This window comes from Rhodococcus sp. NPDC056516, from assembly GCF_042794655.1.
Lineage (GTDB): Bacteria > Actinomycetota > Actinomycetes > Mycobacteriales > Mycobacteriaceae > Rhodococcus_F.
The window spans coordinates 311269-325082 of sequence record NZ_JBHTTG010000004.1; the positions used below are offsets into that span (position 1 = coordinate 311269).

The 13814-nt window shown below is 63.8% G+C and carries 11 protein-coding genes; 7 read left to right on the forward strand and 4 right to left on the reverse strand.

Going from position 1 to position 13814, the window contains the following annotated elements; translation table 11 throughout:
* Positions 1–1152 (forward strand): Ig-like domain-containing protein (locus tag ACFQ6Y_RS14320; protein ID WP_378633616.1); only part of this gene is annotated, 1152 nt, incomplete at its 5' end.
* Between the two features lie 10 nt (positions 1153–1162).
* Here the strand turns inward: ACFQ6Y_RS14320 and ACFQ6Y_RS14325 are convergent.
* Positions 1163–2002, reverse strand: coding sequence for a hypothetical protein (locus ACFQ6Y_RS14325; protein ID WP_378633619.1), 840 nt, complete (start codon positions 2000–2002; stop codon positions 1163–1165).
* 93 nt (positions 2003–2095) lie between these two features.
* On the opposite strand from ACFQ6Y_RS14325, the gene ACFQ6Y_RS14330 reads away from it, so the two are divergent.
* Positions 2096–2851 carry a 1-acyl-sn-glycerol-3-phosphate acyltransferase gene (locus tag ACFQ6Y_RS14330; protein WP_230817678.1) on the forward strand — a complete coding sequence of 252 codons (756 nt, stop codon included), beginning with the start codon at positions 2096–2098 and terminating at the stop codon, positions 2849–2851.
* Between the two features lie 3 nt (positions 2852–2854).
* Positions 2855–3589, forward strand: coding sequence for a lysophospholipid acyltransferase family protein (locus ACFQ6Y_RS14335; protein ID WP_378633622.1), 735 nt, complete (start codon positions 2855–2857; stop codon positions 3587–3589).
* An 88-nt stretch (positions 3590–3677) separates the two neighbouring features.
* Here ACFQ6Y_RS14335 and ACFQ6Y_RS14340 read toward each other — a convergent pair whose 3' ends face one another.
* Positions 3678–4403, reverse strand: a complete 726-nt coding sequence (locus ACFQ6Y_RS14340; protein ID WP_378633624.1) for an Ltp family lipoprotein — start codon at positions 4401–4403, stop codon at positions 3678–3680.
* A 190-nt stretch (positions 4404–4593) separates the two neighbouring features.
* Between ACFQ6Y_RS14340 and ACFQ6Y_RS14345 the strand changes: the two genes are divergently transcribed.
* Positions 4594–5415, forward strand: a complete 822-nt coding sequence (locus ACFQ6Y_RS14345; RefSeq protein WP_378634350.1) for an HAD family hydrolase — start codon at positions 4594–4596, stop codon at positions 5413–5415.
* 37 nt (positions 5416–5452) lie between these two features.
* Here the strand turns inward: ACFQ6Y_RS14345 and ACFQ6Y_RS14350 are convergent, their stop codons facing one another.
* Positions 5453–7456, reverse strand: coding sequence for an N-acetylmuramoyl-L-alanine amidase (locus ACFQ6Y_RS14350; protein ID WP_378633626.1), 2004 nt, complete (start codon positions 7454–7456; stop codon positions 5453–5455).
* A 331-nt stretch (positions 7457–7787) separates the two neighbouring features.
* On the opposite strand from ACFQ6Y_RS14350, the gene ACFQ6Y_RS14355 reads away from it, so the two are divergent.
* Positions 7788–9350, forward strand: coding sequence for a SpoIID/LytB domain-containing protein (locus ACFQ6Y_RS14355; protein ID WP_378445539.1), 1563 nt, complete (start codon positions 7788–7790; stop codon positions 9348–9350).
* A 104-nt stretch (positions 9351–9454) separates the two neighbouring features.
* On the opposite strand, the gene ACFQ6Y_RS14360 is transcribed toward ACFQ6Y_RS14355, so the two are convergent.
* Entirely contained in the window at positions 9455–10948 is a 1494-nt protein-coding gene (locus ACFQ6Y_RS14360) for a PucR family transcriptional regulator (protein WP_003943944.1), read from the reverse strand.
* Positions 10949–11118: 170 nt separating this feature from the next.
* On the opposite strand from ACFQ6Y_RS14360, the gene ACFQ6Y_RS14365 reads away from it, so the two are divergent.
* Positions 11119–12540: an amino acid permease gene (locus ACFQ6Y_RS14365; RefSeq protein WP_378633629.1), complete on the forward strand. Its 1422-nt coding sequence runs from the start codon at positions 11119–11121 to the stop codon at positions 12538–12540.
* A 90-nt stretch (positions 12541–12630) separates the two neighbouring features.
* On the forward strand, positions 12631–13812 hold the full coding sequence (locus ACFQ6Y_RS14370; RefSeq protein ID WP_378633632.1) for a thiolase family protein: 1182 nt from the start codon (positions 12631–12633) through the stop codon (positions 13810–13812).
* The last annotated feature ends 2 nt before the right edge of the window (positions 13813–13814 follow it).

Consider the following 13814-nt stretch of genomic DNA (forward strand, 5'->3'; position numbering starts at 1 on the left):
GCTCCGAGCACTGCTGTCGGTTCGGTGCAGTTCAAGTCGAACGGTGCGGCGATCGGTTCGCCGGTTGCAGTTGCGTCGGGTGTTGCGACGCTGTCGCATACGTTCGATGCTGCTGGTGCGCAGAGCGTTACCGCTGACTTCACCGCCGGCGCGGGGTTTGTCAGTTCCTCGGCGTCGGCTCAGACCGTCACTGTCTCCGATCCGGCTCCGGTTGATGTCGAGACGACGACGTCACTGTCGGTTCTGGCTACGGCGATCACGGGTACGGCGGTTGATCTGACCGCTACCGTGGCTCCCTCGAACGCTGTCGGTACGGTGCAGTTCAAGTCGAATGGTGTTGCGATCGGTTCTCCGGTTGCAGTTGCTTCGGGTGTTGCGACGCTGTCGCATACGTTCGATACCGCTGGCGCGCAGAGCGTTACCGCTGACTTCACCGCCGGCGCCGGATTCAAGAACTCGGTTGCGAGTGCGAAGTCTGTTCAGGTCAGCGTTGCCGACCAGGAATCCGTAGTTGAACTGAATGTCCCCACCGACGCCAAAACTGGTGTGGCGAAGGACTTGTGGGCAGCCGTCCGGACGTCGTCAGATGACGCTGTCGGTGTCGGTACCGTGCAGTTCTACGACGGTGGCGTTGCAATCGGCGGTCCTTCAGCGGTGACGGCCGGAGTTGCTGGTCTATCGCATACATTTAATTCTGCTGGTGCACACAGCATCACGGCGGTGTACTCGGGCGGAGCCGGTGTAATCGGGTCTTCGGCGCAGGCTCGAACGGTGAATGTGACGGCTCCTGCGCCTTCGGATGTCACCACGGAAACTGTGGTGACGGTGCCTGCCGATGCCGTCGTGAACAAGTCGGTGACCCTGTCGGCGGCTGTCAGTTCGGTGCAGAACGGTGGAACCGTGCAGTTCATGGATGGGGACACCCCGATCGGTGACGCTGTTGCGGTGGTCAACGGGATCGCGGCGCTCAACCACACCTTCACGACAACTGGCACGCACTCGATCACGGCAATTTACAGCGGCGCAGCCGGATTCACGGGCTCGACCTCGACTGCCCACGCAATTCAGATCAAGGCTGCAACCGGCGGTGGCTCAGGCAGTCTCGGTTCCGGCAGTGCTGGTTCGAGCGATTTCCTTCCGTTCGGTTCCTGACCGAAGCAGTTCAGGTCGCGGCCCCGAGGCAATATCCCTCGGGGCCGATCGACAGGGTGAACTGCATCGAGCGTGAGTTACCGGTTCCGTCAGTGACGGGTAGGGTGACACGGACGTAGTCGCCGCGAACCGGAGTGACTGTTGCAGCTTCGGCATCAAAATACTTGATACCGGCCAGCTGATTCGGGTCGAGCTTGAGCGGCGGTTGTCCGGTGGCCCCGGTGCCGTCCGGATCCCACGGACCGTTGCCGGGGCAGATCAGCGGATAGAACGTCTCGACGTCACGGGTGTTGACAGGCCGTCCGGTTGCGCGCGAGAGAAACCTGACGACTGCATGGGATGCGTCAGCCGGGGTGTAGAAATTGGATTGCCCCGCAGGGAAGACGAACGGGCACGCATATCCGGAGGCGATCTCCGAGCGCTTGGCGGCGACGGAGAGTCCGCCGCCACTCCAGGTGACCGCGTACTGGCCGTCGATACCTGGTGCTGAGATGGCCGTCAGGATGGCGGGTATGTCCGAGTATCGGTCGGCGACCGTGGTGGGCGGCATCGTCCAGCACGCGTTGGTGAGCGCGTCCACGTCCAAAGACACCAGGTCCGTTGCCCAGGCTGCCAAGGCCGGCGCAGCGGCCGGATTGCCGGGTACGTCACCAACCGGCGGTGGCGCGACCGGCGCGGCGGGCGCAATAGTCGTCGTGGGCGCGAGAGTGGTTGTCGTCGTGGTTTCAGTCGTGGGCGGAGACGGTTCGTCGGTCAGGATTCCCGTCCGTCCGTCGTCCTCACATGCGGTTATCGCCAACGTCATGGCGAGTGCGACTGCCCCCACTGCCGCTCGTCCTGCCGACTTCATTCGTTCGTACGCCCCTTTTGCGACATTCTGACCAACATCCACCCCATAACTGCTGCGGGTCAGATCACGGATTCCCGTCTACGCTAGCGAACTGTGGATCCCGTTTACAGAACAGTCATCGGCATCGCCCGTACCGTCTTCGCTTTCGAGGGCCTGAAGTTCTCCGTCAAGGGAGAGCAGAACATCCCGGCGTCCGGTGGCGCCGTGATCGCGATCAACCACACCGGATACATGGACTTCACATATGCGGGACTGCCGGCGCGGACCCCGAAGCGCTACATCAGGTTCATGGCGAAGAAGGAAGTCTTCGACAACAAGATCTCCGGACCGATCATGCGGGCCCTCAAGCACATCCCGGTCGACCGCGGCGCGGGCGCCGACTCCTACAAGGCAGCCGTCGATTTCCTCAAGCGCGGCGAATTGGTGGGTGTGTACCCCGAAGCCACGATCAGTCGGAGCTTCGAAATCAAGGAATTCAAGTCCGGCGCCGCCCGGATGGCGATCGAGGCCGGCGTCCCGATCGTTCCCGTCGTCATCTGGGGCGCTCAGCGCGTCTGGACGAAGGGTTATCCGAAGCGTTTGGGCCGCACCAACACTCCTATCTCCATTGCCGTCGGCGAGCCGATCGCGCCCTTCGAGCCGGCGAGTGAGCTGACGGCGAAGCTGCACTCGACAATGCAGGAGTTGCTGCTCGATCTGCAGAAGAACTACGACCATCCGGCAGGTGAGTACTGGGTGCCGGCCCGCCTCGGTGGCAGCGCGCCGACGCTCGAGCAGGCGGACAAGATGGACGCCGACGAAGCCGCGGCAAAAGCCAAAGCACGCGAGGCGCGGAAGTCCGAAGGCTGACCGATGTCCTTCGAACCCGTTTACACCGCCGTCGAGGTAGTCGCGCGTGGTCTGAGCGGTTTCCAGGGTGTGAAGGTCACCCGCACCGGGACTGAGAACGTCCTGGTGTCCGGTGGCGCCGTCATCGCGATCAACCACACGAGCTACCTCGATTTCATCCCGGCCGCTCTGGCGGTCGGCACTGCAAAACGCAAGCTCAGGGTGATGGCCAAGGCCGAGTTGGCGGACAACAAGGTACTCGGCTTCCTCATGCGTGGATGCGGAGTCATCGAAGTCGATCGCTCTGCCGGAGCGCAGGCGTATCGAGCCGGAGTCGACGCCCTGAAGCGGGGCGAGTTGGTGGGCGTCTACCCGGAGGCGACGATCAGCCGGAGCTTCGAGATCAAGGAAATGAAATCCGGGGCAGCTCGGATGGCCATCGACGCCGGTGTTCCGATCATTCCGCTGATCGTCTGGGGCGCCCAGCGGATCGTCACCAAGGGCGGACCGAAGAATCTGGGCCGCAATCACTTCCCGATCTCGGTGGAAGTGGGCGCACCGATCGATCCGGTCGAACCCGCCGAAGCCTTGAGCGAGATCCTGCGCATCGAGATGGATGCAATCCTGCGCCACGTGCAGGACGGGTTCGTGCACGAGCCCGGGGCTTACTGGGTGCCTCGTCGACTCGGCGGTGGTGCACCCACACCGGAGGAAGCCGCCGCAATGGACGCACAGGAACGAGCGAAGCGGGCGCGCTGAGAGAAGGGCGCGGTGCGCTGAGAGAAGGGCGCGGTGCGCTGAGAGAAGGGCGCGGTGCGCTGAGAGAAGGGCGCGGTGCGCTGATGCGTCAGTACACGGCGTCAGCTCCGTACTCGGCCTGCGCACTCGTGAAGCCTTCGTATTCGAGCTGCTCGATCAGTCCGGACCTGGAGAACGACGTCATCTCGAGATATTGCTCGGCGCTCAGTGCAGCCTGCTTGTTCCAGTCCGCGTTCAAATTATCCACCGCGTACGTCGCATCCTCGGTGGAGAACCCTTCGTACTCGAGCTGTTCGATCAGTCCGCTGCGGGAGAAGGCAGTCATGTCGATGTACTGCTGGGCAGATCGGACGGCGTTTCGCTGACCGGAACTGACCTGCGGCCTGGCCGGGGCAGGCGCAACTGTCGGAGTGACCACCGGTGCAGGCGCCTGGTAAGTGGTCGTCGTGGGCGCTGCCACCTTGCTGGACGGCGGGGCGGGAGCAGCGGGCGGCGCACTGACGATCGGTGCGACAGCTGCAGGCGTCGTAGAAGCAGTGGTAGTCGGTGCAGCGGTGGTAGTCGGTGCAGCGGTGGTGGTCGGTGCAGCGGTGGACTTCGAGTCGTCCTTGTCGCGTCCACCGAGGAGGCCTGCGACGACGAGCAACACGACGACCGCACCGGCAATCCACGGCCACTTCCTCGACTTCTTCTCAGGTTGCGGTTGCGGCGGAGGCACCTGGAATTGAGGCTGCGAGTTCCCGTAAGGCTGGGGGTTCCCATAGGGCTGGGAGTTCCCGTAGGGCGGCGGGGGCAGATCGGGCGGCACGGACATGGGCGTTTCTCCCTTTGTGAAAGTCGTGTTCTCCCGCAATAGATACCAGACCGGTCGGACTGAAATGCGATTTGTGCGAATCTCTCGAGGTTTCGCGATGTCCGGTGCGGTGCGGACGCGCGAAGCGGGCGCGCTGAACGAGACCGTCGTACCGGACGGGCACAATGGCGGTGTGAGCCCAGACCGTCGTATCAGCCCTGACCGCCCGACCTTGGTCGCCTCCGATGTCGACGGCACCCTCATCGATCACGACGAGTTGGTCAGCGCCCGCACCCGCGCCGCCGTGCATGCCGTCGTCGAATCCGGCACGCCGTTCCTACTGGCAACCGGGCGTCCTCCGCGTTGGATTTCGCCCGTCGTCGAAGGCTTGGGATACGCGCCACTCGCCGTCTGCGCCAACGGAGCCGTTGTGTACGACAGCTACGCCGACCGCGTCCTCAGTGCCGCGACCTTGTCGGTTGACGCACTCACCGAACTCTCCGAACTGGCTTTGATCACACTCCCCGGGTCGGGTTTGGCCGCGGAACGGGTGGGGGAGAGCGCACATGACGCCGCCACTCCGCAGTTCGTCAGCTCACCGGATTACGAACACGCCTGGCTCAATCCGGACAACACCGAGATGTCCGAGGACGAAGTGCTTGCGGCGCCTGCCGTCAAACTCCTGATTCGTCGTCCGGGCATGACCAGCACGGCGATGTACGACACGCTCGCCCCACACGTCGGTGCGCTCGCCGACATGACGTACTCCACCGAGAACGGACTGATCGAACTTTCGGCGCCGGGAATCACGAAGGCATCGGGACTGGTTGCCGCCGCGGAGCGGTTCGGTTTCGACCTGTCGGGTCTGGTTGCCTTCGGGGACATGCCCAACGACATCCCGATGCTGGGGATGGCACGCCTCGGCGTGGCTATGGGGAACGCTCACCCCGAAGCCAAAGCCGCAGCGGACGAGGTCACGGACACCAATTCGGAGAACGGGGTCGCAAAAGTCCTCGAGCGCTGGTGGTCGTAGAACCCACCGGCGCCCGAGGACGTGTACTGCTCGGCTGTCAGCCGACAGGCGCGCTGTTGGCCATTTCCTGGGCAAAGGTTTCGTTGTAGGTCTTGAGGACCTTGGTGACCATGCCGGTGATCTGGTTGAAGATCAGCGAACCGTTCTCGAAGTCGCTGCGCAGGCCGTCCGGGATCGAGTACTCGTCCGAGATCGGCAATCCGAGTTCACCAGCGTCGGAACCGAAGCTCTGCCACGACTTGAAGATCTCGCCGAGCACGGTGAACACTCCGCCGTTGGGTGAGGTGTAAACAGCGCCGTTCTGGAACAACGCACCCTGGTTGCCGAGTTTCGCCTGCAGGATTCCGGACAGCGCCTGGCCGAGGCGTCCGAGGTCACCACCTTCGGCGATCCACTTCTGCGCGAGCGGTGAATTGTCAGTGATCTTCAGAATCTGGGTGACCAGATCCGGGATCGACGATCCGGTGCCACCGGTGACCGTGTCGACCGGCGTGGTCGGCTTGGGCGCAGGCGTCGACGGATTGGAGGGGTTCGACGGGTTCAACGATCCCCCGATGTTCGCGGCCGCGATGTTCCGGATGTCGTTCATGTGTGCGTATGCGGCATCGCCAGGGCAAGCCGTGTTTCCGACGTCGCGGTGGGCGAAGATGATCGGCAGATCGACTGCTGCGCCTTGCGGGTACGGCGTGAACTCGGTGCCCTCGGAGTACATCGTCGTTCGGCCCTTGGGATCGAGTCCAGCCATGCCGAGCTTCCAACCGAGGAACTTGCCGACGGCGTTGAGCGTCGCCTGCGAAGGCTCGACGGTGGAGTAGTCACCCATCATCGCGATACCGGTGGTGTTCTCGTTGAAGCCGCCGGCGTGTGCGCCCTGCACTGCCTTGTCGAGTCCGCCTGCGCGGCCTTCGAAGGTCTGACCGTACTTGTCGACGAGGACGTTGTATCCGACGTCGCACCAGCCGAGAGTCCGTGCGTGGTAGGCGTAGATCGAGCGGACGATGCCGGCCGATTCTTCCTTGGTGTAGTTGTTGCTACCCGCGGTGTGGTGAACGGTCGCGCCGCCGATGAAGTCGTCGTACGTGGGGGAGTCGCACCGAAGTGACTCGTCTGCGCCCCACTGTGCGCGGGTGATGACGGACGGTCCGCTGCCGCCGAGCGGCGCTGCGACGGCCTGCAGATTGCTGTCTGCCTCGCTGGCACCCGGGTCGATCAACACGGCGGTGACGGCATCTGCTGCCGTCGTCACCTGGCGAAGCGGCTTGGACACCGAAGCTGGGGTGTACCCGAGTTCGCCGGTGGCTGAGGGTGCTTCAGCAGGCGCAGGCGCCTCAGCGGGTGCGGCTTCCGGAGCCGGTGCGGCTTCCGGCACGGGTGCTGCTTCCGGAGCCGGAACCGGCACAGCCTCGGCTGCGGGGGCAGCGGCACCCTGCGGGGTGAGGATCTGGATGGACTTGGTGGCGCCGACGAAGACCGGTTCGGTGGCGGTACCGGAGTTGGTGGCCTGATCCGAGCTGGCGGAGTCGATGGCATCAGGGGTGAACCACGGGCCCCAGGTGCCGTCTTCGGCGAGGGCGCGGACCTTGGACTGCGCCGAGGCGATCGTGTCCGAGGTCAACGCGACCATGCTGAACGGAGAGTCGCGGGTGACTTCCTTGACCACAGCGCCTGGCTCTTCCAGGGAAGGAACCGGAGTGGTCTCGGTCGGGCCGCCGGGAACAGCGGGTGCCGGGAACAGCTCGGTCGGCAGCGTGATTCCGGGAGGTAGCGGGATTTCGGTCGGGAGCTTGAGGTTTCTCAGATCACCGAGGTTGATGTCGGGGAGATCGAGACCGGTCAGCTCCTTGACCGGAATGATGATGTCGGGCACCGACGCGAGGAGCACCTCTGCGATCTGGGTCGGCACTGCTACTGACGTCGTTTCGTTCGCGGAACGTACATCGGACGTAGTGCTCGTGAAGCCGTAGACCGCAAAAGGACTTGCGACAGCCACTGCGGCTACAGCCCCGAGTACGAGCGAGGGCTTCGGTCGACGGTGTGGCAAGGGATTACTCCTCGGTTGTAGTTACTTGCGAGCGAACTTCAGGGCCGATGACGGCCGTGAACGGAATCCTTCAAAACCGGATCCGAGCAGGTCGGATGCCATGTTCTGGGGTTGAACTCCAGTTTTCGGACGCGTACGTCTGCAACTCGTGATGCTGGTGTGACTCGTGTGACTGGTGTTGCTAACTCCAAACACTCTTGCCACACTAGTCACAAAAGTCCATAACGCTCAACCTTAGGGTGAGACTTTAGTTAAATCGTTGTGGACTGGCCTGCGCGCGGAGTACCGACTTCGCGGACTCGTGAGGCCGGTAGCGATGAGGAGAGCATTGATGGCGAGAAGCGGAAGAAGCGGAACTGCAGGTAAGAAGCCTGTGTCCGGTCGCGCAGGTCGCTTTCTGGTGGGCGGACCCGGGAGGCGAACCTCACTGATGCGGGTCTCGGTCCTCGGGCTCGTTCCAGCTCTCGCACTCGGCGTCGCGATCGGAGGTTTCACGCAAATCCGCGCTGACGAGCCGTCGATTTTGCACGCCGTCGCCGCCGATACACAATTCACGCTCTCCGGTCACGGCAACGGACATGGCCGGGGAATGGGTCAGTGGGGCGCTTACGGCTACGCCAAGAATGACGGGTGGTCCGGCGAGCGAATCCTCAGTCACTACTACGGCGGAACTGTCCTGGACTCCATTCCGCCCGCGCAGATGAGTGTGCGGCTCACGGCCCAGGACAACTCGACGCTCGACGTCTACTCCGACGCCGGCCTGGTGGTCAACGGCCAGCGCACCGCGCCCGGCGAGGCTGCCCACCTCACTGCACTGCCCGGTGGCGGTGCACAGGTGGTCGTCACCAGTGGATGTGGTGGTGGGGTCGTCTGGGAAGCGGTCACCGATCATCCGTGGGTGGACCCGGTGGATCTCGGTCCTGATCGACCCGCCGACCAGTTCCTGAAGCTGTGCGACAACGACGCGCCCTATCGTGGTGCCCTCGGCGTAGTGCTCGACAACGGCTCGGCGCGGACGGTGAATCTTCTCGACATGGAGGATTACCTGCTCGGCGTAGTGCCGGTGGAGGCAAAGGCGGAATGGGCGGATTCCGGTGGGGCCGAAGCGCTCCGGGCTCAAGCCGTGGCAGCGCGCTCGTATGCTGCAACCGAACATCGGTCCTCGTACGCCGACACCTGCGACACGCAGGACTGCCAGGTGTACGGCGGGGCGGGCAAGGAAGATCCCCGCACCACCGAAGCGGTTCGCTCCACCGCCGGCGCCGTTCTGTCACGTGACGGCAAGATCGTGGCCACTGAATTCTCTTCGTCTACAGGAGGTTACAGCTCCGGCGGTGAGTTCCCAGCCGTCGAAGATCTTGGCGACGCGCTGTCTCCCAATCACGATTGGACCGTGAATCTGACCGCAGGGCAGATTGCGGACGCCTTCGGGGTCGGCGAGCTGCAATCGCTCAAGATTCTCTCGCGCAACGGATTCGGCACCGACGGTGGACGAGTGACGGCAGTCGAGGTAGTCGGTACAAGCGGCACGGTCGGCGCGACCGGAATGCAGTTCCGTCAGAAACTCGGCCTGAAATCGGACTGGTTCACCATCGGTGACGGTGCGGGTGTGGTAGTGGCACCGGATTCGGAATCAACAGTGCCGGAATCCAATTCGCCATCCGAGGATCCATCGGGTACGGTTACGGAGACGCAGATCGAGAAGAAGTATCGGGAGCTCGGCGGTGAAACCGGCTCTCTCGGTGCTCCTGTCGGCCCGGAGATGCAGTTGCCCTCCGAAGCAGGCACTTTCCGTGTCTACGAAAACGGAACCATCATCTGGACAAAGGTTTTGGGTGCGCAGGTAGTTGATGCCAACGTGCTCCGCGAGTGGATACCGACGGGCGGAAGCTAGGGGAAGGTCGGTCGGTAGCGACTCGCACGTATCGACTCTGAAGGGTCTCCGCCGCAATCCGGTGGGGGCCCTTCAGGTCGCTTCAGGGGATATCGGTCGACTTGTCAGATGGTCGGAGCGTCGCCGAGCAGACGGTACTCGAGCCACAACTCCGCGCGTTCCGTGGGGGAGCCGAGATCGAGCTGAAGAAGGCTCTCGATCCGAGCGAGTCTGCTGCGCAACGTATGTCGATGAATATTCAGCGCTGTTGCTGCGGCGTCGCCCACCCCGTTGTGTGCCAGCCACATGGCCAGGGTCCGGTAGAGATCGCTACCGCCCTTCGCTTCCAGAAGCGGGCGCAAGTGTGCCGCCGCGAATGCCGTCGAGCGATCCTGATCGAGAAACGCGGACAATCCACTCTCCGAGAGTTCTGCGAACCGCATCGAGGGCAGGTTGCGGGCGCCGGCCTCGGCTGCTGCTTGCGCTGCTTGGCGTCTGGCGCGCGAAAGATCGTCCCACCACAACATGTCCGACACGCCGACGGTTACGTCGATCTCATTGACACGAGCGAGAATTCGTCCACTGTCCGTGGCCGAGACTACGGCGATCAGTGCGCCGTCGGTGATGCCGAAGGCCAGATCGCGGCTGAGGCCGTCGAGCAGTGAGACGGACACGCTCTCGAGCAGGCCGCTGGGACCCGCTACGTGGAAGACCTGGAAAGGTTCGACCGGAAATCCTCCCCACAGTTCACCGGAGATGTTGCGGGCGAGCGCATTCTGGCCTTCGAACAGTTGATGCATCGCAACGGTGCGCAAGTGGTTCATCGTCAACTGCGCATCTCGGGTCCGAGCCGTCATCAAGGTGAGCAGAGATGCGGCTGCGATGACGATGCCCTGATTCAGCGAACCGACGGCGCCAGGGCAACCGGCGACGAGGTATCCCATCAGCTTTCCCCTCGACGTCAGCAGGGGATGGGAGATGACGTCCTCGTTCTCACTCGTGAGGAAGCTGACCTCCATCGGGCGAGCATCGCGCTCAGGGGCCGTTCGCTCGATTCCGGCGGCCGCGGCGGTGTGTGAGATCTCGACGGTATGTCCGGCCGAGTCCAGCAGAGCCGCCCATCCGCCGATCAATTCCGCCACCCGTCGTACGACCGCCCGGGTGCCGTTGACCGTCACCGCAGCTTGAAGTAGTCGCCGCAGGCTCTGGTAGTTGCTGCGCAGCGCTTTCATGTCGTCGTCGGATTGCGCCTTCGACACCGCTTTGGTCAGGGCGATGAAAGGAGTTCGCAACGGGACGTCGAGTAGGGGCACACTGAAACGGGTGGCCGCATCCACCAGAGTCTGCGGCGCCTGCTCGTATCCGAGGCCGGTTCCGAAACCGATTCCGGCAATTCCGGCCGCAACCAGGGTTCGTACGAATCGGGTCGTTTCCGCGGCCGTCGTCGGTAGTGACACCCCGGTGATGAGCAGTAGTTCACCGCCGTCGAGGAAAGGCGTCGGATCGGGAAGTTCGGAGACATGTGCCCAGGTCAGGGTGCGATCGAGCTGGTCGTGCCCAGCCAGGACGCGAAGGCCGAACTGTTCGGTCGCACAGAGTTGACGGAGCGTGATGGGCATGGGTCCAGTCTGGCACCCCGAACCCGCCACTTTGTAGTGCCTGCGGTCACGTTTGTACAAAGTGGAGCCTGACGCGAGCTTGCCGAAGGTCCGACACTGGCGCTATCGAAATTGCGCTCCAGCAGAGCGTCACCGAGATCCACGTCCCGAACAGCCAACGAGGAGTACTGATGTCCAGTACAGAACCGCCCGCACTTCAGCACACGCTGAAGAAGCGGCATCTGTCGATGATTGCGATCGCGGGCGTCATCGGCGCCGGACTGTTCGTCGGCTCCGGTGTGGCGATCCAGGAGACGGGCCCAGGCGTCCTGATTTCCTACGCACTCGCCGGCGTCGTCGTCATCCTCGTGATGCGCATGCTCGGTGAGATGTCGGCAGCGTCGCCGGAAACCGGTTCGTTCTCGTCGTGCGCCGACAAGGCCATCGGCCGCTGGGCGGGCTTCTCGATCGGCTGGCTGTACGCGTGGTTCTGGATCATCGTGCTCGGCATCGAGGCCACCGCCGGTGCCCTCATCATGAATCGCTGGGTTCCCGGCGTTCCCCAGTGGACCTGGGCATTGATTCTGATGATCGTGCTGACGCTGACCAACATCATCTCGGTCAAGTCCTTCGGTGAGTTCGAGTTCTGGTTCGCGTCCATCAAGGTCGTCGCCATCATCGCGTTCCTCGGCATGGGTGTCGTGGCGATCTGCGGATGGATGCCGGGCGTCGAAGCACCGGGAATGACCAACCTGACCGGTCACGGCGGTTTCCTGCCGAACGGAACAGGAGCCATGCTCGCCGCAGTCCTTGTGGTCGTGTTCTCGTTCTTCGGCGCCGAAATCGCGACCATCGCCGCCGGTGAATCGGCCAACCCGCTCGAAGCCGTTCGCGCAGCCGTCAAATCCGTCGTCTGGCGAATCCTCATCTTCTACATCGGCTCGATCGCCGTTGTCGTCACGCTGCTTCCCTGGGACAGCGCGTCCGTCGCGCTCAGCCCGTACGTCGCCGTCATGGACTCGTACGGCATTCCGGCCGCAGGCAACATCATGGACGTCGTCGTCCTCACGTCGGTTCTGTCCTGCCTCAACTCCGGTCTCTACACCGCGAGCCGCATGATCTTCTCCCTCGCCGGCCGCGGCGACGCCCCCAAGTCGCTCTCACGTATCGAGAAGACCGGCGTACCCATGCGCGCGGTTCTGGTCTCGACGATCGTCGGCTTCCTGACCGTCGGCATGAACTACCTCTCCCCGGACAAGGTCTTCCTGTTCCTGGTCAACTCCTCCGGTGCGATCGCGCTGTTCGTCTGGCTCGTCATCTCGGTGTCCCAGCTGCGCACTCGCCGCAAGCTCGAAGCGTCGGGCCAGGAGCTGGAGCTGAAGATGTGGTTCTTCCCGTACCTGACCTACGCCACGATCGCAGCCATCATCGCGCTCTGCATCGGCATGCTCACTCTGGACTCGACTCGCAGTCAGATGTTCGTTTCCCTGGGACTCGCAGCGATCCTCGTGGGTATCGGGCTTTACCGCTATCGGAACGACAAAGACCCCGAAGACGCCGAAGCCACTGAGACCGAGGTCGTACCGGTGGCCGAGAGCGCTCCCACACCCTGACACCAACGTCCCCATCTGCGAGATACTTCGATGTCCTAGTATCGGCCACGGACGAAGAAATCGACGTGAGCACAGCAGATGGGGACAATCATGACCACACCCGAACCGATCGTCATCGTCGACGGGGCCAGGACCCCCGTCGGTAGCTTCGGCGGCGTCTTCAAGGACGTCCCCGCACACGAGCTGGGCGCCGCAGCAGCCAAGGCCGCGCTGAGCCGCGCCGGCGTTGCACCCGAAGACATCGACGAGGTCGTCATGGGCTGCATCGGCCAGGTCGGCCCCGACGCCTACAACGCACGACGCGTGGGCATCGCCGCCGGGCTGCCCGAGAACGTCCCCGCCTACACCGTCAACCGCCTCTGTGGCAGCGGCCTGCAGGCCGTGTGGTCTGCGGCGATGCAGATGCGCTGGGGCGCAGCTGCCATCACCCTCGCCGGCGGCGACGAGAGCATGTCCCGCATGCCGTTCTACGACTTCGCTGCCCGATCCGGCTACAAGCTCGGCGATCGCAGCCTCGTCGACGGCACCGTCGCCATGCTCACCGACCCGTTCAGCAAAGCCCACATGGGCCGCACCGCCGAAGCCGTCGCCCGCAAGTACGGCGTCAGCCGCGAGCAGCAGGACGAGTTCGCCGTCGAATCGCAGCGCCGCGCCGCTACCGACGCAGCGAAGGCAGCATTCGCCGAGGAAATCACTCCCGTCGAGACCAGTGGTCGGCGCTCCGTCACAGTCACCGAGGACGAGCATCCCAAGCCCGGAACCACCGTCGAAACCCTCGCCAAGTTGCGCCCCGCATTCGAAGAGGGCGGATCCGTCACTGCCGGTAACGCGTCGGGCATCAACGACGGCGCCGGCGCACTCGTCCTCGCGACGGGCACCGAGGCAGCCAAGCGCGGCCTCACCGGACTGGTCACGCTCGAAACAGTCACGACAGCAGCCATGGAGCCCGGCCTGATGGGCTACGCTCCCGTGCTCGCTCTCGAAAAGCTCTTTGCGCAAACAGGATTGAAGCCCTCCGACATCGGCACCGCCGAGGTCAACGAGGCGTTCGCTTCGCAGGCCATCGCCGTCATCCGTGACAGTGGCCTGGATCCGGAGAAGACCAACCCGTACGGCGGAGCAATCGCCCTCGGACACCCGGTCGGCGCCACCGGAGCCATCCTGACCCTGCGCGCGGCCCGCGACATGGTCCGGCGCGACCTCGAATTCGGCATCGTCACCATGTGCATCGGCGGCGGACAGGCACTCGCAGCCCTGCTGAAGCGGGTCTGATC